The organism is Flavobacterium sp. ACN6 (genome assembly GCF_002304005.1).
Lineage (GTDB): Bacteria > Bacteroidota > Bacteroidia > Flavobacteriales > Flavobacteriaceae > Flavobacterium.
Window position 1 is genome coordinate 19,804 of the sequence record NZ_MRCQ01000007.1, and the last position, 19,696, is coordinate 39,499.

The window sequence follows — 19,696 nt, forward strand, 5'->3', positions numbered from 1 at the left end:
TTTGGTTTCTAAACTAGATTTCATTAGAAGATTATTACATTTGTGGCTTAAATTTTAAATTATCAATTTTCAAACATACTATTATGAGCATACCAGCAAATTTAAAGTACACAAAAGATCACGAATGGGTTAGCATCGAAGGAGATGTTGCGACTGTAGGAATTACTCATTTTGCACAAAAAGAGTTAGGAGATATCGTGTATGTTGAGGTAGAAACTTTAGATCAGACACTTTCAAAAGATGAAGTTTTTGGAACTGTTGAGGCTGTAAAAACAGTTTCAGATTTATTCTTGCCATTAACAGGTGAAATCATTGCTTTTAATGAAGATTTAGAAAGTGCTCCAGAAACTGTAAATTCTGATCCATACGGAGCAGGATGGATGATTAAAATTAAAATTGCTGATGCAGCAGAAATTGATTCTTTATTATCTGACGAAGCTTATAAAAATTTAATCGGTGCCTAAACAATTATTATTAGTTTGGGCGATTATATGCTCAGGGATCATTACTTATTTTTGTTTGACAGACTCAAGTAACGTGCCGGCAGTTAATTTTCCGAGTATTGATAAAATTGTACATTTCTGTTTTCATTTTGGATTTACAATTTCATGGATCTTGTTTTTCAAAAAAGAGCTAAAAGGAAAAGAAGCAGATGACTATAAAGCTTATTTAATTTCGTTTATTTTTTCTGTTTTTTTTGGAATTACAATCGAAATTTTGCAAAACGCTCTGACAGCTACAAGAGCCGCAGATGTTTCGGATATTTTGGCAAATGCTCTTGGAGCCTTTACGGCAGTTTTTTCTGCCATAGCCTTCAAAAAGCAGATCGATAAAATATAAATTAGAAACCCACTTCGGTGGGTTTTTTTGTACAAGAAAATCAAAGCTTTAAAAACGCTGTTTTTTATCAATATAAAATGTACTTTTGTGCTGGTTTTCTGCAACTTCTATCATTATGAATGTAAAGCAATATTTAGATTCCACTTATTTAAAAACTGCCTCGCAAGCTGGTCTTTCTGAAGCAGAAAATACTATTGTGGTTAAAAATGCAATTACAGAAGCAATTCAGGAAGGATTTAAGTTAATTATGATTCGGCCGGAATATGTTGCTCTGGCGAAAGAAATGATTACAGAAGCCAATTCTGTTTTACTGGTTGGAACCGTAATTGATTTTCCAGAAGGCAAGTCTAGTCTTGAAACCAAAATCAAGGAAGCAAACGAAGCAATCGCAAACGGCGCAGACGATTTAGATTTTGTTTGTAATTATGAAGCTTTCAAAAACGGCGAAATAGATTTAGTCAAACAGGAAATTTTGTTTGGAACACAAATTGGTTTAGCCAATAATAAAACAGTAAAGTGGATTATAGAAGTTGCTGCACTGACAGATAAAGAAATTATTCAGTTGTCTGCACTAATAAAAAATGTTGTAGTGTCAAATTTTCAAGAAGAAGAATTTTCATCTGTCTTTGTAAAATCTTCAACGGGTTTTTATAAAACCGAAGAGGGACAGCCCAAGGGAGCAACTATTCCAACAATAATTATCATGCTTGAAAATGCTTCGCCATTATCCATAAAAGCAGCCGGTGGAGTTCGTTCATTTGAAGAAGCAGTAGAAATGATTCTTTTAGGAGTTAAACGTATCGGTACTTCGGCAGCAAAAGCAATTGCAAACGGAGAAGATTCCCCAAATCAATATTAAATAAATACCTATATTTTAAGTGAATAAGTTTTTTTTAGCCCTTGTTTTTATTTTTTCATTTTTCATTGTTACTTCACAGCAAAATGGCGGTTCTTCGATTCAGCCTGGTTTTACTGCAGAAATGTTTCCCATTTTTCCAAACTGTGAAAATTTAGAAGGTAAAAAATTAGAAAATTGTTTTTACAAAGAAGTTCAGGACTTTGTGTTTGGTAATTTTCAAGTTCCAGAAAATTTAAAACAAAACAATTATAAAGGAGCAGTAAAAGTGCTTTTTGAAGTTAATGCCGAAGGAGAGTTTAAAGTAATTTATGTTTCAGCAGGAAATGAAGAATTATCTAATGAGGCAAAACGTGTATTTGGAAAATTTCCAAAAATAAAACCTTCAACTTATAACGGAAAAGCAACTTATTCTAAATATACTATTGCTATAGATGTGCCTTTGAAAAGCTCAGAACAATTGGCAGCAGAAGCTTTAGCAGCGTCAGAAATTTTAAAACCAATCGAAAAACCAATGACAGAGCTGGATAGTATTGTATATAAAAAATACAACAATCCAGAATTTGAAAGTCATTTAAATATTCCATTTTCTCATAGTTATTACGCTCAGTTTGATGGAGCAATGAATCAGGTAGGAAGTAATAATCACACGGCTTCTAAACCCTATACTTATACGGAGGTTTCAAAATATTATAACTTAAAGGCAGTAAATCAGTCATTACAAAAAAATGTTTCAAGCTGGTTAGGGAGAAAGTGGTGGAATGAAAACATGGTGCAGATTCAAGGAGAGGATTACTGGTTTTCTTTAAACCCAATTGTTGATTTACAAATGGGTAAAGCTTCAGACAGCGATGCATCTTATACTTATGTGAATACAAGGGCACTGAATTTTAGAGGAGGTTTAGGAAAACAGATCAATTTTACAACCACATTTTTTGAAAGTCAGGGAAGATTTGCGGGTTATTTTAATAATTATGCGGAATCAATCAAGCCATCTGGAGGAAATCCGGCGATAATTCCGGGTGTTGGAATTGCGAAACGTTTTAAAACAGATGCCTATGATTTTCCTTTAGCCGACGCTAATATTACGTTTGCACCAAGTAAAATTTTTGATCTGCAGTTAGGATATGGCCGTAATTTTATTGGAGATGGGTATCGCTCACTTTTAGAAGGTGATGGAGCAAGTCCGTATCCTTATTTTAAAATTAACACCAACTTCTGGAAAATAAAATATACTAATACGTATATGTGGATGAAAGATGTTCGCCCAGAAGTAACGGAAGAAAGAACCTATGCTACGAAATTTATGGCAAATCACTATTTGAGCTGGAATGTTTCAAATAGATTAAATTTAGGTTTCTTTGAATCTGTAGTTTGGACGGATTCAAATAATAGAGGTTTTGATATAAACTTTGTAAATCCAATTATTTTTTACCGTGCGGTAGAATTTGGTTCGTCGTCTAAGAGTGGAAATGCACTTTTGGGATTAACAGGTAAATACAAATGGAATAACAGCATTAATTTATATTCTCAATTTTTAATTGATGAATTTTCGGTTTCAGATGTAGGAGCAGGAAATCAAAGCTGGAAAAATAAATTTGGTTTTCAAATTGGAGCAAAGTACTTCAATGCATTTAATGTAAAAGATTTGTTGTTTCAGGTAGAGTTCAATCATGTTCGTCCTTATGTTTATTCGCACAGTGTGGTAATAACTAATTATGGGCATAACAATCAAAGTGTTGGACATCAATGGGGAGGAAACTTTAAAGAATTACTCGTGATTGGTCGTTATCACAAAGGTCGTTTGTATGGAGATGCGAAATTTACCATGGGAACAAGAGGTTTAGATTTTGATACAGCTGAAGATTCGTATAATTACGGAGGAAATATTTATAAAAGTTATGATGAAAACCGCCCGTACGATACAGGTGTAAAAGTAGGGCAGGGAAATAAAACAAGTATTTTTATTGCAGATATTCAAGCTGGTTATTTGATTAACCCAATGACGAATTTAAAATTATTTGGAAGTTTAATTTATCGAAATTTTGATCCAACTCAGGAAACTGCGACAACTTTTAAGCAAAGTACCACTTGGTTTAGCATTGGTTTACGCTCTGATATCTTTAATTGGTATTTTGATTACTAGTTTTTAATAAGATTTTTCGAAATAATAGTGTTAAAGTATAGCGAGTTCTTAATTTGTACAGGTTTTATTGAAAAAAATCTATTTTTATAGGTCTAAATTCTACAATCTAATTTGTACATTTGCACCACTCAAAAAAATACACAAACAACAACGGTATTGAACGCTGCAAAAAATACATTATCAATCAAATCAATATTTCTAGACTTTAAAGAGATTACTAAAGCCGGATTGGCTATTAGTGTTTTGTTTTCTTCTATTGCAGGATATTTATTAGGAGTTGATTCTGAACATCCTTTTAAGTGGAGTGTTTTGGCTGTTTTGGCAGTTGGAGGTTATTGCATGGTTGGAGCTTCAAACGCTTTTAACCAAGTGATTGAAAAAGATATTGATTCGCTGATGGATCGAACTAAAAATCGTCCAGTTCCTTCAGGCCGTATGTCTCCGAAAATGGCTTTGTTCGTAGCAAGTCTGCTTACGATTATTGGTATTGCACTTTTGTATACTATAAATGCTAAGTCAGCAATGTTTGCTGCTATCTCTATATTTTTGTATACAAGTGTTTACACGCCACTAAAAACCGTTACTTCATTGTCTGTTTTTGTTGGAGCATTTCCTGGTGCAATTCCGTTTATGCTTGGCTGGGTGGCAGCAACAGGAGATTTTGGTATCGAAGCAGGAACTTTATTTTTAATTCAGTTTTTCTGGCAGTTTCCGCATTTTTGGTCAATTGGATGGTTTTTGTATGAAGATTATGAAAAAGCAGGTATATTTATGCTTCCGACAGGCAAAAAAGATAAAGGAACTGCATTGCAGATAATTTTATATACAATTTGGCTTATAATAGCATCGTTGTTACCGGTTTTAGGTTTTACAGGACAACTGTTTATTTCTCCAATTGCAGCAATTTTAGTGTTTCTTTTAGGGATTTGGATGCTTTTTTACGCAGTTCGTTTGTATAAATTAAGAACAGCAAAAGCAGCAAGGACTTTAATGCTGGTAAGTGTTTCGTATATTTCGCTTTTACAAATTGTATTTATAGTAGATAAATTTTTAAGATAGTTATGGAAATGACAATGACAATAAATGAAGAACAGGCAAGAAAATCAAAATCAGCAAAACTGATTCTGCTTTTTGCAATGGTTAGTATGACCATGATGTTTGCAGGGTTAACAAGTGCATTTGTAGTAAGTAAATCTAGAGCAGACTGGTTGAAGAATTTCGAACTTCCTTCTGCTTTTTACTGGAGTACAGCTGTTATTATTGGATGCAGTGTTACTTTTTATCTGGCAAAAAAAGCCATTCAAAAAGATAATAGAAGCGCAGTAACAGGATTGCTTTTGGGAACTTTAGCATTAGGTATTTTATTTGTAGTGCTACAATTTCAAGGATTTGGTCAAATCGTTGAACAAGGATATTATTTTACAGGAGAAGGTAGTTCAATTACTACAACTTTCTTATATGTAGTAACGGTTACACACTTGCTGCACCTTGCTGGTGGGTTAATTTCACTTTTAATTATAATTTATAATCATTTTAAACAAAAATACAATTCGACTCAAACTCTTGGTATAGAACTAGGTGCGATGTATTGGCATTTTTTAGATTTATTATGGGTATATTTATTTTTATTTTTATTTTTCTTTAAATAAGAAAAAAACGTAAATTTGGGAACTTTTTAACGAATATCTTTTATGGGAGCGACAGTTACTACTGCAAACAACGACGAAAAAACTTGGGGAGGCGGTCATGAGATCCAGCCACTAGGATCAAGTTATGGTAAAATGATGATGTGGTTTTTTATCGTATCAGATGCCTTAACATTCTCTGGATTTCTAGGAGCTTACGGTTTTTCTAGATTTAAATTTATTGAAACTTGGCCTTTGGCTGATGAAGTGTTTACTCACTTTCCATTTATGCATGGTGTTGCGGCTCCAATGTATTATGTAGCTTTAATGACCTTTATTTTGATCTTTTCATCTGTAACAATGGTTTTGGCTGTTGATGCAGGTCACCAATTGAAAAAGACTAAAGTTGCAATCTATATGTTCTTAACAATTATTGGAGGTATTATTTTCGTTGGTTCTCAAGCTTGGGAATGGAAAAACTTCATTAAAGGTGAGTACGGTGCAGTTGAAACTGTAGGAGGAAGCTTATTGCAATTTGTTGATAAAGATGGTAAAAGAGTAGCTTTAGCTGATTTTGCTGTGAAATTACCAGAACAAAGAGAAGCTTTAACAAGAAGTCATTCAACTTGGTTTGTAGAAGATGCTCAATCTCTTCCGACTTACACGGTTGCTGAAGTTCAAGCAGGATTTAAAGCACATCCAGAAATCTTAATTAGAACAGAAAAACTTACGGAGAAAAAGAAAAAAACAGTTTTATCAAGAGAAGAATCTGAAGCTCATTTAGCAACTGCTAAATATGTAGTAGAAGGTGCTAGTTTGATTAGAAACGAATACGGTAATAAATTATTTGCTGATTTCTTCTTCTTCATTACAGGTTTCCACGGATTCCACGTATTGTCTGGAGTTATCATCAATATCATTATTTTCTTTAATGTATTATTAGGTACTTATGAGAAGAGAAGAAGCTACGAAATGGTAGAAAAAGTTGGTTTATACTGGCACTTCGTAGATTTAGTTTGGGTATTTGTATTTACAGTTTTCTACCTAGTTTAATTTTTAGAATTTAATTATTATGTCACACGAGCACGTATCAAATACAAAAAGAATCTGGTTTGTTTTTGGATTACTTTCATTAGTAACTACAGTAGAAGTTATTTTAGGTATCTACAAACCTGCATCATTAGAATTTACTCATTTTATCGGTTTGAATTTGTTAAACTGGATTTTCTATATCCTTACAATTTTCAAAGCATATTATATTGTATGGGCATTTATGCACATGGAAGGTGAAAAAAGCGGCCTTAGATGGTCTGTAGTATCATCAGTTGTCTTCCTTGTTTTATATTTATTGTTTATTCTATTGACAGAAGGACATTATATTTATGGGGTTTTTAAAGATTCTACTATTAAATGGAATTTTTAACATGATATTAATTCGAAAAGAGTCCCGATAACATCGGGATTTTTTTATTTTTGTACCTCAATAATTTCCATTAATACAATGAAAAAAAATATAGTTCTCTTTGTACTTTTTGTTCTGCCAATTGTAGCTTATTTATTTTTTGCTTCTGGTGTAAATAGTTTTACAACTCTTCCTGTACTAACACCAAAAGTTGCTGATTTTGGAAATTGGAAATCCCTAAACGGAAAAAAAGTTTCTCTAGATAAAAAGATTACTGTACTTGGTTTTTCAGGTTCGAATATTTTAGAAAATAGAGGGAATTATTTTAATTTAAATGAAAAGATCTACAAACGTTATAATGGTTTCGAAGATCTTCAGTTTGTTGTCCTTTGTCCGCTTGGAACAGAAAAAGAAGCTCAGAAAATTGTAGATGCTTTATCTCCTTTTACAGATGTTAAAAATTGGAATTTTGTATTTGCTTCAAATGAAGAAATCCAAAAATTTTATGACCAGCTTCACTTAAAAGAAAAACTTAATCAAAACCTTGGGACTTCGAATGTCTATATTATCGATAAAGATCGCAGTTTAAGAGGAAGAAAAGATAGCAAGGAGTATAAGGAAGGATATAATACTTTTCATCCATCAGAATTGAGTAATGAAATGCTTGATGATTTCAAAATCATTTTATACGAATACCGCGCCGCTTTAAAGAAGAATCATAACGCTACAAAGCAACTTTAAAAATTATTTATAATGTTCAAGAATAAATCATATATTGGAATCTCCTTTATCATTTTGATTTTTGGAATTTATGCTATTCCTAAAATTGTTGATCGAGTTAAAAATGGTGAAATTGTAAAAGGAAACCGTTTAGATAATGTTGATGCAAAATCTTCGAAGGAAGCAAAGCTTTTGACAATTGGACCTGCTCCAAAATTTGAATTGACAAATCAGGATAATGTGAAGATTTCAAACGAAACGTATAAAGGAAAAGTGTATGTTTTGGAATTCTTTTTTACAACTTGCCCGTCTATTTGTCCAAAGATGAATATGAGTATGCTGGAGATTGAAAAGACTTTTTTTGGAAATCCAAATTTTGGAATTGTTTCTATAACAATTGATCCAAAACACGATACGCCTCAGGTTTTAAAAGATCACGCGAAGCTGCTTGGTGTAAAATCTTCCAACTGGAATTTCCTGACTGGGGATAAAAGCGTAATAATGGATTTGTCGAACAAAGGTTTTAATCTTTACGCTGGTGAAAATGACAAAGTAAGCGGTGGATTTGAGCATTCTGGTTTATTTGCTTTAATCGATAAGGATGGTAATATTCGCTGCAGAAAAGATGAATACGGGAATCCAACTATTTACTATGATGGTTTAGACAAAAAAGGAGTTCGTGATATTCAACAAGATATTAAAATTTTATTAGAAGAATAAAAATGGAAGATCATTCATTAGAGAAAAAATACAATAAACTTATTGTTGCGGTTTCAATTATAATCCCGGTTGTTGTAGCGATTTTGTTTGGTGTGAAGCTTAAAGATTTTGGTTTCGATGTAGAGCCATTGTCTTTTTTACCGCCTATTTACGCAACAACTAATGGTATCACTGCAGTTGTATTGGTTTGGGCAGTTTTGGCTATAAAAAATGGAAAACAAAAATTGCACGAACGATTAATGACTTTTGCTATTGCTTTATCACTTGCTTTTTTAGTGATGTATGTAGCATATCACATGACAGCAGATTCTACTAAATTTGGAGATTCAAACCATGATGGTGTTCTTGATGCAGTTGAAAGTGCTAAAATCGGTTCTTTACGATTGGTGTATTTTATTATTTTGATAACACATATTTTACTTTCAATAGCAATTATCCCGCTTGTTTTGATTACTTATGTAAGAGCGCTTTCACAGCGATTTGACAGACATAGAAAAATTGCTAAAATAACATTTCCTATTTGGCTGTATGTTGCCGTAACTGGAGTAGTAGTATTTTTAATGATTTCTCCGTATTATGCTAATTAACAATAAAAATAAAAAGTCGAATTCCAAGTTCCAAAGTTTGATTTTTGGCATTTGTTTTTTCTTTATTGGAATTTCAATAAATGCGCAATGCGCGATGTGTCGCGCCGCTTTATCTGGCGATTCTAATGTTAAAAAAGCCGAAGCGGTAAATGACGGAATTGTTTATTTGATGGTTATTCCGTATTTGCTGGTCGTGATTATAGGATATTTTATTTATAGAATGTATAAAAAGAAAAAAGCAGTGTAATTTTACATTGCTTTTTTTTTATTTCAATCCGTTCACCGAAACATTGACAGTTCCGTTTATTTTGATAAAAGCGATAATAGCTTGATTGGTGAGCTGAATTTTATCGAACTGTATATCTTCCATTTTGCCGTTTACAAATACACCAGGCATCGGAGAATAGTTTTTTAGATAGTCTGCCATTGTTTTTTTACCTTCTTCCAAATTAGGCTGAATAGAATATCTACAGCTTTGTTCCATTTTTCTTAAAACGTAGCCTTGTGCCAGCCAATTTGCAGTCCTCATTAACTTACTTTTGGTGTCTAATACATAATCTAATTTTTCAAAATAAATTTCCTTCGTCTGCGGATTGTACTGTGGAAATCCATTTAAATAAAGCGTTCCGTTTATAGATCCTAATACATCTAGGGCAATGACCATTTTGCCGTTTTTATGCCAGATAGAAACATTTTTAACGGTTACTTTTTTACCTCCTTCTCCAAATTCCTGTCCGGCAAAATTCTTGGTCATAATCTTAGAAGCATCTACATAGCTTGAAATCGCAGCAATATTTGCAGAAATCTGATTCGGAATTTTAGCTACAGGTTTTAATGCAATTTTGCTGGCGTTGTATTTTGATTCAGGCTGTTTGCCAACAATCGTCTCCATATTGCATTTCATGCCCATATCAAGTAAAAAATTATCATTTTTAAGTTTGGCATTTGTAGAGTAAATTTCGATAGGAACAATTCGGAGCCAGCTTTCATAAGTGTCGCTCATCTGAAATGGCGTGCAGATTTTTTCTACAGCCTGAAGAACATTAGGCTTAAAATCCATTGATTTTTCAATTGCTTCGTCTATTTTCTTTTCTAATTTATCTTTAAAAATAGAAATGGCTGGGTTTATCAAATAGGTAATAGGCATGTTTTTACCAAAAAAGGTCATCGTCGGACTTTCATTCCAATCAAGAGATTTGAATTCTGTTTTTGTTGTCAATTTCCAATTGGTCAATGCAGTTTCGCTTGATAATGTTATAATTCCATTTAAGTTAAATTCTCTGACATCATATAATTCTACACCTAATTTTTTAGTGCCTATACGATATTTGATAGTCGCTTTAAGTGGTAAAATAGTTTTTATTCTTTTATCACGATTCGAAGGATCATTTTGAATTTTAATTGGAGCTTGTTTCCAGATTTTCATTTCAATATCATCATCTTCGATAGTATTGTCCTCATAAATTAATCCGTTTAGGATGGCATTTGTTTGGTTTTCAATATCACTAAGTTTGATAGTGATAGGTAAATTGATAAAAGACGGACTGCTGTCATATACTAACGGACTGGCATCGTCTGGTTCTGGTTTTAAGGTCTCTAATTTTTGAGCGGAAGAACAGCCTGCTAATACGACAAGTGCTGTAAACATTGAAAGAATTGAAGAAAGCTTCATTAATATGAATTTTTATTATGGAGTAAAATTACGAAAACAATCATATTTTATTAAAAAAGTGTAACAATTACTAAAGATTGTAGTCTTATACAGAAAAGGTAACGGAATTATTAACTTTTTATTATCATAATTTACTTAATAAAAATGTTATTATTGTCTCAAAATTTAACAATACCATGATCGAAATTAAAGATTTACACAAGTCCTATAAAATGGGGAGCTCAGAATTACACGTGTTAAAAGGTATTAATTTTAATATCGAAGAAGGTGAATTAGTTGCGATCATGGGATCATCTGGTTCTGGCAAATCTACGCTGCTTAATATTTTAGGAATTTTAGATGAGGCCGATTCTGGAAGTTATATTTTAGATAAAACTCCAATTAAAAAATTAAACGAAACGATTGCTTCAAAATATCGTAATAAATTCTTAGGATTTGTTTTTCAGTCTTTTAATTTGATTAATTATAAATCTGCGCTTGACAATGTTGCAATGCCATTGTATTATCAGGGAGTTAAAAGAAAAGAACGTTATGAGATTGCAATGAAATATCTTGAAAAAGTAGGTTTGGGATCTCACTCTCATCACTTACCCAATGAACTTTCTGGAGGTCAGAAACAGCGTGTAGCTATTGCAAGAGCATTAGCGTCAAATCCGAAAGTTTTGCTGGCAGATGAACCTACAGGAGCTCTGGATACAAAAACTTCCTATGAAGTTATGGAACTGATTCAGGGAATTAATGATGAAGGAAAGACAATTTTAATTGTGACACACGAACCTGATATTGCTGCAATGTGCAAAAGAAATGTAGTCCTAAAAGATGGATTAATTATCGATGATAAAAAAGTAGAACAAGTTAGAGCTTCGTCTTATGTTTAATATTGAACGCTGGCAGGAAATATTTGAAGCGATTTCAAAAAACCGATTAAGAACGTTCTTAACTGGGATTTCTGTGGCTTCCGGGATTTTTATTTTGGTGATTCTGCTGGGTGCAGGAAAAGGTCTTCAAAATGGAATCGAAAAACAATTCGAACGCGACGCTGCGGGAATTATAGAAGTTTGGTCTGGTACAACAACTAAAGAATATAAAGGACTAAATCCCGGCAGACAGGTTCAATTTCGCAATAGCGATTATAATCAATCTGTTCAGAAATTTGAAGATAAATTAGATTTAAGAGCTTCAACTTATAATTTTTGGGGAGCACAATTTTCATATGGAAAAGAGGCTGGAAATTATCAATATAGAGGAGTTGATCCTGACTATGGAGGAATAGAAAATCTGGTTATAGTTCAAGGGCGATATGTAAATACTAAGGATTTACAAAACAACGAAAAAGTCGCTGTTATTGGAATGAAAGTAAAAACAGATTTGTTTAAAGATAAAGAGGCACTTGGGCAAGAAATATTAATCAATAATATCAGTTTTAAAGTAGTCGGAATTTTTACAGATCCAGGTGGAGAGCGTGAAGAAGCGAGAGCTTATCTGCCATTAACCACAGTGCAGAGAACTTTTGGAGGCGGGGATAAAATTAGTAACTTGTTTTTTACTTTAAAAAAGACAAATGATTATGATGAAGCTTTGGCGCAATCTGAAAAATTTACCCAAGATTTAAAAGACTTACTGAAAAGTAAAAACATGGTGGCACCAGAAGACGACAGCGGTGTTGGAGTTTATAATTCTGTTAAAGATGCCAAACAGTTTTACGACTTAAATTTATATATCAGATTGTTTTTTTGGTGGGTTGGTATTTGTACCATAATCGCCGGAGTTGTTGGGGTTAGTAATATTATGTTGATTATTGTAAAAGAACGAACAAAAGAAATTGGAATTAGAAAAGCATTGGGAGCATCTCCATTTTCTATTATTACAATGATACTTCATGAATCGATTTTTATTACAACAATTGCTGGGTTTGTTGGACTTTTAGGGAGTTTGTTACTGCTTGAATTTGTAGGTCCGATGGTTCAGAGTGAATATTTTAGAAATCCGGAAGTTGATTTTAATGTGGCATTAACAACATTATTTTTATTGGTGTTTGCTGGTGCTGTTGCAGGTTTTTTTCCAGCATATAGAGCAGCTAAAATTAAACCTATTGTAGCACTTAGAGACGAATAGTTATGTTTAAAAAAGATAATTGGGACGAGATTTTACAGGCCTTAACGGCCAACCCTTTCAGAACTATTCTGACGGCTTTTGGTGTTTTTTGGGGAATATTTATTTTGGTGATTTTACTTGCTGCAGGTAATGGACTTGAAAATGGTATTAAAAAAGGGTTTGACGGTATTGCAACAAACACTATGTTTATGTGGAGCCAGACAACTTCTAAAGCTTATAAAGGTTTACCAAAAACACGCAGATACGATTTTAGAAACAGCGATGTTGCGGCTTTAAAAGCAGCATTGCCAGATTTATTATATGTTTCTCCAAGAAATCAATTAGGCGATTTTAACGGAACAAATAATGTGGTTAGAGGAACAAAAACTTCATCGTTTACCATTTATGGAGATTATCCAGAGTTGATTAAACAGCAGCCGATGGATATTATTAAAGGTCGTTTTGTAAATCAGCAGGATATTCTGGAGAGAAGAAAAGTAGCCGTAATTGGTAAAGGTGTTATTAGTGAACTTTATGGAAAAGAAGAAGAAGCTATAGGTACTTATGTTAAAATTAATGGTATAAATTTTATGGTTGTCGGGGTTTATAAATCCAAACAACAAGGCGGAAATGCAGAACAGGAACAGAAAAATATTTTTATTCCTTTCACCACTTTTCAGCAGTCTTTTAATTATGGTGATAAAGTGGGATGGATGGCACTTACAGCAAAAGATGAGACTTCTATTACGGAATTAAAACCTAAAATTTTAGAGATTATTAAATCACTGCATTCTATAAATCCAACAGATGATAGAGCAGTGGGAAATTTCGATTTGTACGAACAATTTAATAAAGTGCAAAGCTTATTTAATATCCTAAAAGTGATTGCCTATTTTGTGGGAACATTGGTTTTGATTTCTGGAGTAATCGGAATTTCAAATATAATGCTGATTGTAGTAAAAGAACGTACAAAAGAAATTGGAATAAGAAGAGCTTTGGGCGCAACGCCGGGAGCTATTCGATCACAGATATTATCAGAATCTATATTTTTAACCATCATTTCTGGAATGCTGGGTATTGCCGTCGCAACCGGAATTATAGCAATTTTAAATTTTGTATTAGATTCGATGCCTGCGGGTGAGAATACGATGTTTGCCAATCCTAGTGTGGATTTAGGTGTTGTATTTGTTGCTTTATTAATATTAGTTGGATCAGGTTTGCTGGCAGGATTTATTCCAGCGCAGACTGCAATCAATGTTAAGCCTGTAGATGCTTTAAGAACAGAATAAATTATCAATCAAAATAAATCGATTAAACCAAAAACAAATGAAAAAAGGAGTAACTATAACCATTTTAATATTTATTGCGATCGTTTTTTTTGGCGCACTTTACTATTTGTATGCCAAAAACCAAGAGTCGCCAATTGTGTTTAAAACGGAAAAACCAGAAATTAAAACGATTGTAAAAAATACAATTGCAACTGGTAATATTCAGCCAGACGAAGAGGTTTTAATCAAACCGAATATCTCGGGGATTATCGAACAAGTATATATCAAAGCTGGTGAAAAAATCAAAGCTGGTGATATGATTGCGAAAATTCGAGTTGTTGCAAACGTTTCTAACGTGAGTAGTACACAGAATCAAGTTCAGACAGCCAAAATTGCTTTGGACAACCAGGAAAGACTTTATAGAAGGCAAAAGACATTATTTGAGAAAGATGTAATTTCTGCAAATGATTTTGATGCGGCTCAAGTGGCATATAATCAGGCAAAACAAACATATCTGGCTGCAAAACAAAGTTTAGATATTGTTAAAACAGGAACAACATCTTCTTTAGGAAGTTATGCCAATACTTTAATTCGTTCTACGGTTAACGGAATGGTTTTAGACGTTCCTGTAAAAGTAGGAAACCAAGTTATTGAAAGTAATAATTTTAATGAAGGAACAACAATTGCCAGCGTTGCAGATGTTGGAAGAATGATTTTTATTGGAAAAATTGATGAATCTGAAGTAGGAAAAATCAAAGAAAAAATGCCTATCGAGATTACAATTGGTGCAATTGAAAATAAAAAGTTCGATGCTGTTCTAAATTATATTGCACCAAAAGGTGTTACAGAAAATGGAGCAATTCAGTTTGAAATCAAAGCGCAGATGGTTAATAGAGACGATACTTTTATTAGAGCCGGTTTGAGTGCAAATGCTTCCATTATTTTAGAAAAAGCAGATAAAATTCTGGCAATAAAAGAATCATTAGTTCAATTTGACAAAAAAACACAAAAGCCTTATGTGGAAATCGAAACTGCTCCACAGAAATTTCAAAGAAGAGATTTGGTTCTGGGTGTAAGTGACGGAATCTACGTTCAAGTTAAAAGCGGTGTAAAGAGTACAGATAAGATTAAAATCTGGAATCAGGGCTTGATCAATGAAGGAGAGAAAAAATAATTTAATTTGAAGGTTTAAGGATCTTTTGGTTTTAAAAAATGTTAAATTTGCGTAGTTCGTTGTACTTCGCTTTCATTTAAAATATATGAAAATAAATAAAATTAATAGTCTGGTTTTTGCAATGTTATTCGGTTTTGGATTAGCTGGACACGCGCAATCAAAGCAATGGACACTGGAAGAATGTGTGAGATATGCATTGGAAAATAATATTACGATAAAATTAACCGAATTAGACGTCGAAAATGCTGTTATTGATAAAAGAGGAGCATTAGGAAGTTACCTTCCGTCTGTAAATGGAAATGCTTCACACTCTTGGAATATTGGTTTGAATCAGGATCTTACAACTGGTATTTTACGTAATCAAACCACTCAGTATTCTTCAGTTGGCTTAAATGCGGGAGTTGATATCTACAAAGGACTTCAAAATCAAAATACATACAGAAGAGCAAAGTTATCTATTATTGCATCAAAATATCAACTGCTGAAGATGCAGGAAGATATTTCTTTAAACGTGGCTAGTGCTTTCTTGCAGATTTTATCTAATAAAGAAGATCTAAAAGTTAAAAAAGAACAATTGTTAATTGACGAAAAACGATATGCTCGTTCTGAAGAAATGGTTAATGCCGGAACAATTCCTCGCGGTGATTTATTCGATCTAAAAGCAACTGTCGCTACAGACAAACAAAATATTGCTGTTTCTGAAAATAATTTATTGATTTCTAAATTAAGTCTGGCACAGCTTTTACAGTTAAAAGAATTTGCCGATTTTGATGTTATTGATAATACAACTCTAAACGACGAGAATAATATTCTTGGGCAGACTCCAGTTGAAATTTATGCTAAGGCAAAAGACATAAGAACAGATGTAAAGCTTGCACAAACAAATCTTGAAATTGCTGAAAAAAATGTAGCTATTGCAAAAGGAGCTTATCAGCCGACACTTAGTGGTTTTTATGGTTTTAATACCAGAGCTAGTTATAGTGATCAAGTTAGATTTGATGCAAACGATCAGCCTTATACAGTAGGTCCAGATCCAATATTCCAACAGTTTAGTGATAATAAGGGACATAATTTTGGATTACAGTTAAATGTTCCAATTTTTAATGGCTGGTCAGTTAAGAACAATGTAGAACGAAGCAAAGTAAATTTAGAAAAATCTAAAATAGATTTAGAGCAAAAAAGTTTAGATTTGCAGCGTGACGTTTACACCGCATTTACTGATGCAAGAGCGGCTTTAAATACGTACGAAGCGTCTACTGTAACTCTAGAAGCTAGACAGCAGGCATACAATTATGCAAAAGAAAAATACGATGTAGGTTTGATGAATTCATTTGATTTTACACAAGCTCAAACATTGTTGACCAATGCGCAGTCTGATGTTATCAGAACAAAATATGATTACATGTTCAAAATTAAGATAATTGAATTTTATTTCGGAATTCCAATCGTTCCAATTATTACAAAATAATTTATTATGTCAAAAAAAACAATTTATTTCTTAGTAGGTGGTGCAGTAGTATTTATTGCAGTTTTAATCGGTCTTTCGAAGTCGGGAGTAATAGGAAATAAGGATGAAGGAAAAGAAGTAGAAACAGCAAAAGTAATTGCATCAACAATTGTTGAAACAGTTTCGGCTACAGGTAAAATTCAACCAGAAATAGAAGTAAAGATTTCTCCAGAGGTATCTGGGGAGATTATTCTGTTAAATGTAAAAGAAGGTCAGGTTGTAAAAAAAGGAGAATTGCTGGTTAAAATTAATCCAGATTTATATACTTCAAGCTACAACCGTTCGGTATCTAATTTATCAGGATCTAAAGCAGGTTTAACACAATCTGAGGCAAGTTTTAAAGAAGCAAAAGCCAATTACGATCGTAATAAAACCTTATACGATAAAGGAGTAATTTCAAGATCAGACTGGGATAAAGCCATTGCTTCATTTGAAGTAGCAAAAGCAACCAAACAAAACTCTTATTACAGTGTTCAAAGTGCTTCGGCTTCAGTAAGTGAGGCAAGAGACAATTTAGGGCGTACCACTATTTATTCTCCAGCAGACGGAACAATTTCTGTTTTAAATGTAGAATTAGGAGAAAGAGTTTTGGGAACGCAGCAAATGGCTGGAACAGAACTTTTACGTGTAGCAAACCTTAATAATATGGAGGTTGAAGTTGATGTAAATGAAAACGACATCGTAAAAATTAAAATTGGTGACGAAGCAAATGTTGAAGTTGATGCTTATTTAAAAAAGAAATTTAAAGGAACTGTAACGAGCATTTCTAATTCTGCCAGCACAACATTAACTTCAGATCAGGTTACTAATTTTAAAGTTAAAGTTCGTATTTTAAAAGAGTCTTATCAGGATTTATTAGAAGGAAAACCAAGTACGTATTCTCCTTTTAGACCTGGAATGACAGCTACTGTTGATATTATTACAACAACAAAAACAAACGTTTTGGCAGTGCCGATTAGTTCTGTGGTTGTAAAATCAGATACTACAGCAGTAAAAGATTTTAAAGTTGAAGATCCAAATGAAGATAAAAAAGCCACTCCGAAAAGTGATAAAAAATTCGAATGTGTGTTTGTAAAAGAGGGAGATAAAGCTAAAATTAGAGTAATTAAAACAGGAATTCAAGACGATACTAATATTGAAGTAATGTCTGGTTTAAAACCTGGAGATATTGTAATTACAGGCCCTTACACAACAGTTTCTAAAGATCTTAATTCTGGAGATAAGGTAAAACTTAAAAAAGCAGAAACGCCTAAGAAATAATTTTTTATGATGGTTTCTTTATGTGGCAGCCCGCCGCCAGGTTTTTTTCCAGCCTTTATGATTGGGTTAGCTGCAGCAGCCGGATTTCTTTTTTACACTCATTATAGAATTTCTAAAACTGATTATTATAAAGAAGAGTTTGTGTATTTTTCACTTGGAAAAAGGATAATACTTTATTTGAGTTTTTTAATGGTTAATTTATGTACTATACCATTATTGCTTTTAATTTGTGTTCTTATTTTTTCTTGACCTGCTTTATTTGTAAAACATTAATAATTAAAATTAAATATTTTGTCTTTTATCCTCAATATCGAAACGGCCACTAAAAATTGTTCTGTATGTATTGCAAAAGATGGGAAAACCATTGTTTGCAGTGAGCTTGCAGACGAAGGCTATTCGCATGCAGAAAAGCTTCATGTTTTTATTGAAGAAGTAATAGCAAAAGCAGGCATTTCTGTTCAGGATTTAAATGCAATTGCAGTCAGCCAGGGACCGGGATCATATACAGGTTTAAGAATTGGCGTTTCTGCAGCAAAAGGATTGTGTTATGCTTTAAATATCCCACTAATCGCTGTTGATACGCTTCAGGCATTAGCTTCTCAGGCAGAAGTTACAGATGGAAAAATTATCCCAATGTTAGATGCGCGCCGTATGGAAGTTTACAGCGCCGTTTTTAATACAGATTTGACAGCTGAAAGAGCTATAAAAGCGGAAATAATAGACGAAAATTCATTTCAAGAATATACAGACAAGCTTTACTTTGTCGGCGATTGTGCTGACAAATGTAAAGCTGTTTTAACTAAAGAAAATTTTGTGTTTTTAGAAGATATCAAATATCCTTCGGCACAAGCTATGAGTAAAATCAGTTTTGATAAATATCAAAAAAGCGACACTGTAGATGTCGCTTATTTTGAACCTTATTATTTAAAAGATTTTATGATTACTGCTCCTTCAAAAAAGCAATAACTATTATTTTTGTAGTGTAAAAGGCTGGACAGAAATTCCAGCTTTATCCAATGCAACTTTGCAATTCTCTAAAGTATCTGAAACTACAGAGCCAAAGTCTGCTTTTGCTGCCCACGGGCGAACTGCAAAATCAACAGAACTCGCAGATAGGTTTTTTACAAAAACTTCTGGTGCAGGATTTTTAAGAACCTTTGGATTTGATAGTAAAACCTCTAAAAGTATATCTTTCGCCTTTTTGATATCCGAGTCATAAGAAACTGAAAATGTCAAGTCGGCTTTTCTTTCAGCCTGCATCGAATAATTAATAATCGTTCCGTTTGATAATGCGCCATTTGGAACAAAAACGGTCTGATTAGTTCCCGTAATCATTTTTGTTACAAAAATTTGAATTTCTTCAACAGTAGCAATCACGCCTTGTGCTTCTATTGTATCGCCAACTTTAAAAGGTTTAAAAACAATTATAAGCATTCCTCCGGCAAAATTCGAAAGCGAACCTTGTAAAGACAAACCAACAGCAAGTCCCATTGCTCCTAAAATAGCAACAAATGAAGAAGTTTCAATTCCGAGTTTTGAAATGAAAGTGACAAATAACAAAATTCTAAGTGCCCATAATAAAATATCTGCTAGAAATTTGGTTAAAGTTGGGTCAAGATTTCTCTTCACCATTAATCGTCTAATTAATCTATTTATTAGTCGGATAGCGTATAAACCAACAAATAAAATTAGAAATGCAGAGATTAATTTTGGAGAATAATCAACTAAGATGTTAATAAATCTCGAGATGTAATTACTAACTTGGTCTGAAGTAACGTCGTTCATGATTTTAAAATAAAAAAAACCTTCTCAAAAGAGAAGGTAT

Annotated in this window: 21 protein-coding genes; 19 read left to right on the top strand and 2 right to left on the bottom strand. The window is 33.0% G+C overall.

The genetic code is table 11. From position 1 onward, the window contains the following. The first annotated feature begins 83 nt into the window (after positions 1–83). The 12 genes from gcvH to BSF42_RS12090 all read left to right on the top strand — a co-directional run bounded on the left by gcvH (position 84) and on the right by BSF42_RS12090 (position 9,143). Positions 84–464, top strand: coding sequence for a glycine cleavage system protein GcvH (gcvH, locus tag BSF42_RS12035; protein ID WP_095953348.1), 381 nt, complete (start codon positions 84–86; stop codon positions 462–464). Beyond that, positions 457–840, top strand: a complete 384-nt coding sequence (locus BSF42_RS12040; RefSeq protein WP_095953349.1) for a VanZ family protein — start codon at positions 457–459, stop codon at positions 838–840. Before gcvH ends, BSF42_RS12040 begins: the two co-directional genes overlap by 8 nt. A 115-nt stretch (positions 841–955) precedes the next feature. Further along, positions 956–1,699 (top strand): deoxyribose-phosphate aldolase, encoded by a 744-nt coding sequence (gene deoC, locus BSF42_RS12045; protein ID WP_095953350.1) that lies wholly within the window; start codon positions 956–958, stop codon positions 1,697–1,699. Between the two features lie 19 nt (positions 1,700–1,718). Next, a complete protein-coding gene (locus BSF42_RS12050) occupies positions 1,719–3,842 on the top strand; it encodes an energy transducer TonB (RefSeq protein WP_095953351.1) in 2,124 nt (707 codons plus the stop codon). Between the two features lie 156 nt (positions 3,843–3,998). Beyond that, the gene (gene cyoE, locus BSF42_RS12055) at positions 3,999–4,901 is read left to right on the top strand and encodes a heme o synthase (RefSeq protein WP_095953352.1); all 903 of its coding nucleotides are present in this window, start codon (positions 3,999–4,001) and stop codon (positions 4,899–4,901) included. A gap of 2 nt (positions 4,902–4,903) precedes the next feature. Continuing rightward, a complete protein-coding gene (locus BSF42_RS12060) occupies positions 4,904–5,491 on the top strand; it encodes a cytochrome c oxidase subunit 3 (protein ID WP_095953353.1) in 588 nt (195 codons plus the stop codon). 42 nt (positions 5,492–5,533) lie between these two features. After that, on the top strand, positions 5,534–6,520 hold the full coding sequence (locus tag BSF42_RS12065; RefSeq protein ID WP_095953354.1) for a cytochrome c oxidase subunit 3: 987 nt from the start codon (positions 5,534–5,536) through the stop codon (positions 6,518–6,520). 19 nt (positions 6,521–6,539) lie between these two features. Further along, positions 6,540–6,890: a cytochrome C oxidase subunit IV family protein gene (locus BSF42_RS12070; RefSeq protein WP_095953355.1), complete on the top strand. Its 351-nt coding sequence runs from the start codon at positions 6,540–6,542 to the stop codon at positions 6,888–6,890. Positions 6,891–6,968: 78 nt separating this feature from the next. Then, positions 6,969–7,610: a hypothetical protein gene (locus BSF42_RS12075; RefSeq protein WP_095953356.1), complete on the top strand. Its 642-nt coding sequence runs from the start codon at positions 6,969–6,971 to the stop codon at positions 7,608–7,610. 12 nt (positions 7,611–7,622) lie between these two features. Then, a complete protein-coding gene (locus BSF42_RS12080; protein ID WP_095953357.1) occupies positions 7,623–8,309 on the top strand; it encodes an SCO family protein in 687 nt (228 codons plus the stop codon). A gap of 2 nt (positions 8,310–8,311) precedes the next feature. Further along, positions 8,312–8,896, top strand: a complete 585-nt coding sequence (locus tag BSF42_RS12085; protein WP_095953358.1) for a DUF420 domain-containing protein — start codon at positions 8,312–8,314, stop codon at positions 8,894–8,896. Beyond that, the gene (locus tag BSF42_RS12090) at positions 8,886–9,143 is read left to right on the top strand and encodes a hypothetical protein (RefSeq protein ID WP_095953359.1); all 258 of its coding nucleotides are present in this window, start codon (positions 8,886–8,888) and stop codon (positions 9,141–9,143) included. The genes BSF42_RS12085 and BSF42_RS12090 overlap by 11 nt, the downstream gene beginning before the upstream one ends. A gap of 18 nt (positions 9,144–9,161) precedes the next feature. Here the strand turns inward: BSF42_RS12090 and BSF42_RS12095 are convergent, their stop codons facing one another. Next, a complete protein-coding gene (locus tag BSF42_RS12095) occupies positions 9,162–10,568 on the bottom strand; it encodes a DUF4403 family protein (protein ID WP_095953360.1) in 1,407 nt (468 codons plus the stop codon). A gap of 176 nt (positions 10,569–10,744) precedes the next feature. Here BSF42_RS12095 and BSF42_RS12100 point away from each other — a divergent pair, with 176 nt between their 5' ends. From BSF42_RS12100 to tsaB, 7 genes are all read left to right on the top strand, one after another. Next, on the top strand, positions 10,745–11,446 hold the full coding sequence (locus BSF42_RS12100) for an ABC transporter ATP-binding protein (RefSeq protein ID WP_095953361.1): 702 nt from the start codon (positions 10,745–10,747) through the stop codon (positions 11,444–11,446). Beyond that, positions 11,439–12,683: an ABC transporter permease gene (locus BSF42_RS12105; RefSeq protein WP_095953362.1), complete on the top strand. Its 1,245-nt coding sequence runs from the start codon at positions 11,439–11,441 to the stop codon at positions 12,681–12,683. The genes BSF42_RS12100 and BSF42_RS12105 overlap by 8 nt, the downstream gene beginning before the upstream one ends. Before the next feature lie 2 nt (positions 12,684–12,685). Beyond that, complete coding sequence (locus tag BSF42_RS12110; RefSeq protein ID WP_095953363.1) at positions 12,686–13,951, top strand: ABC transporter permease; 1,266 nt, start codon at positions 12,686–12,688, stop codon at positions 13,949–13,951. Positions 13,952–13,988: 37 nt separating this feature from the next. Next, positions 13,989–15,104 carry an efflux RND transporter periplasmic adaptor subunit gene (locus BSF42_RS12115; RefSeq protein ID WP_095953364.1) on the top strand — a complete coding sequence of 372 codons (1,116 nt, stop codon included), beginning with the start codon at positions 13,989–13,991 and terminating at the stop codon, positions 15,102–15,104. A gap of 85 nt (positions 15,105–15,189) precedes the next feature. Next, positions 15,190–16,572, top strand: coding sequence for a TolC family protein (locus tag BSF42_RS12120; RefSeq protein WP_095953365.1), 1,383 nt, complete (start codon positions 15,190–15,192; stop codon positions 16,570–16,572). Between the two features lie 6 nt (positions 16,573–16,578). Continuing rightward, entirely contained in the window at positions 16,579–17,871 is a 1,293-nt protein-coding gene (locus BSF42_RS12125) for an efflux RND transporter periplasmic adaptor subunit (protein WP_095953366.1), read from the top strand. A 291-nt stretch (positions 17,872–18,162) separates the two neighbouring features. Continuing rightward, entirely contained in the window at positions 18,163–18,837 is a 675-nt protein-coding gene (gene tsaB, locus BSF42_RS12135) for a tRNA (adenosine(37)-N6)-threonylcarbamoyltransferase complex dimerization subunit type 1 TsaB (RefSeq protein WP_095953368.1), read from the top strand. 3 nt (positions 18,838–18,840) lie between these two features. Here the strand turns inward: tsaB and BSF42_RS12140 are convergent, their stop codons facing one another. Then, complete coding sequence (locus tag BSF42_RS12140) at positions 18,841–19,656, bottom strand: mechanosensitive ion channel family protein (protein WP_095953369.1); 816 nt, start codon at positions 19,654–19,656, stop codon at positions 18,841–18,843. Between the last annotated feature and the right edge of the window lie 40 nt (positions 19,657–19,696).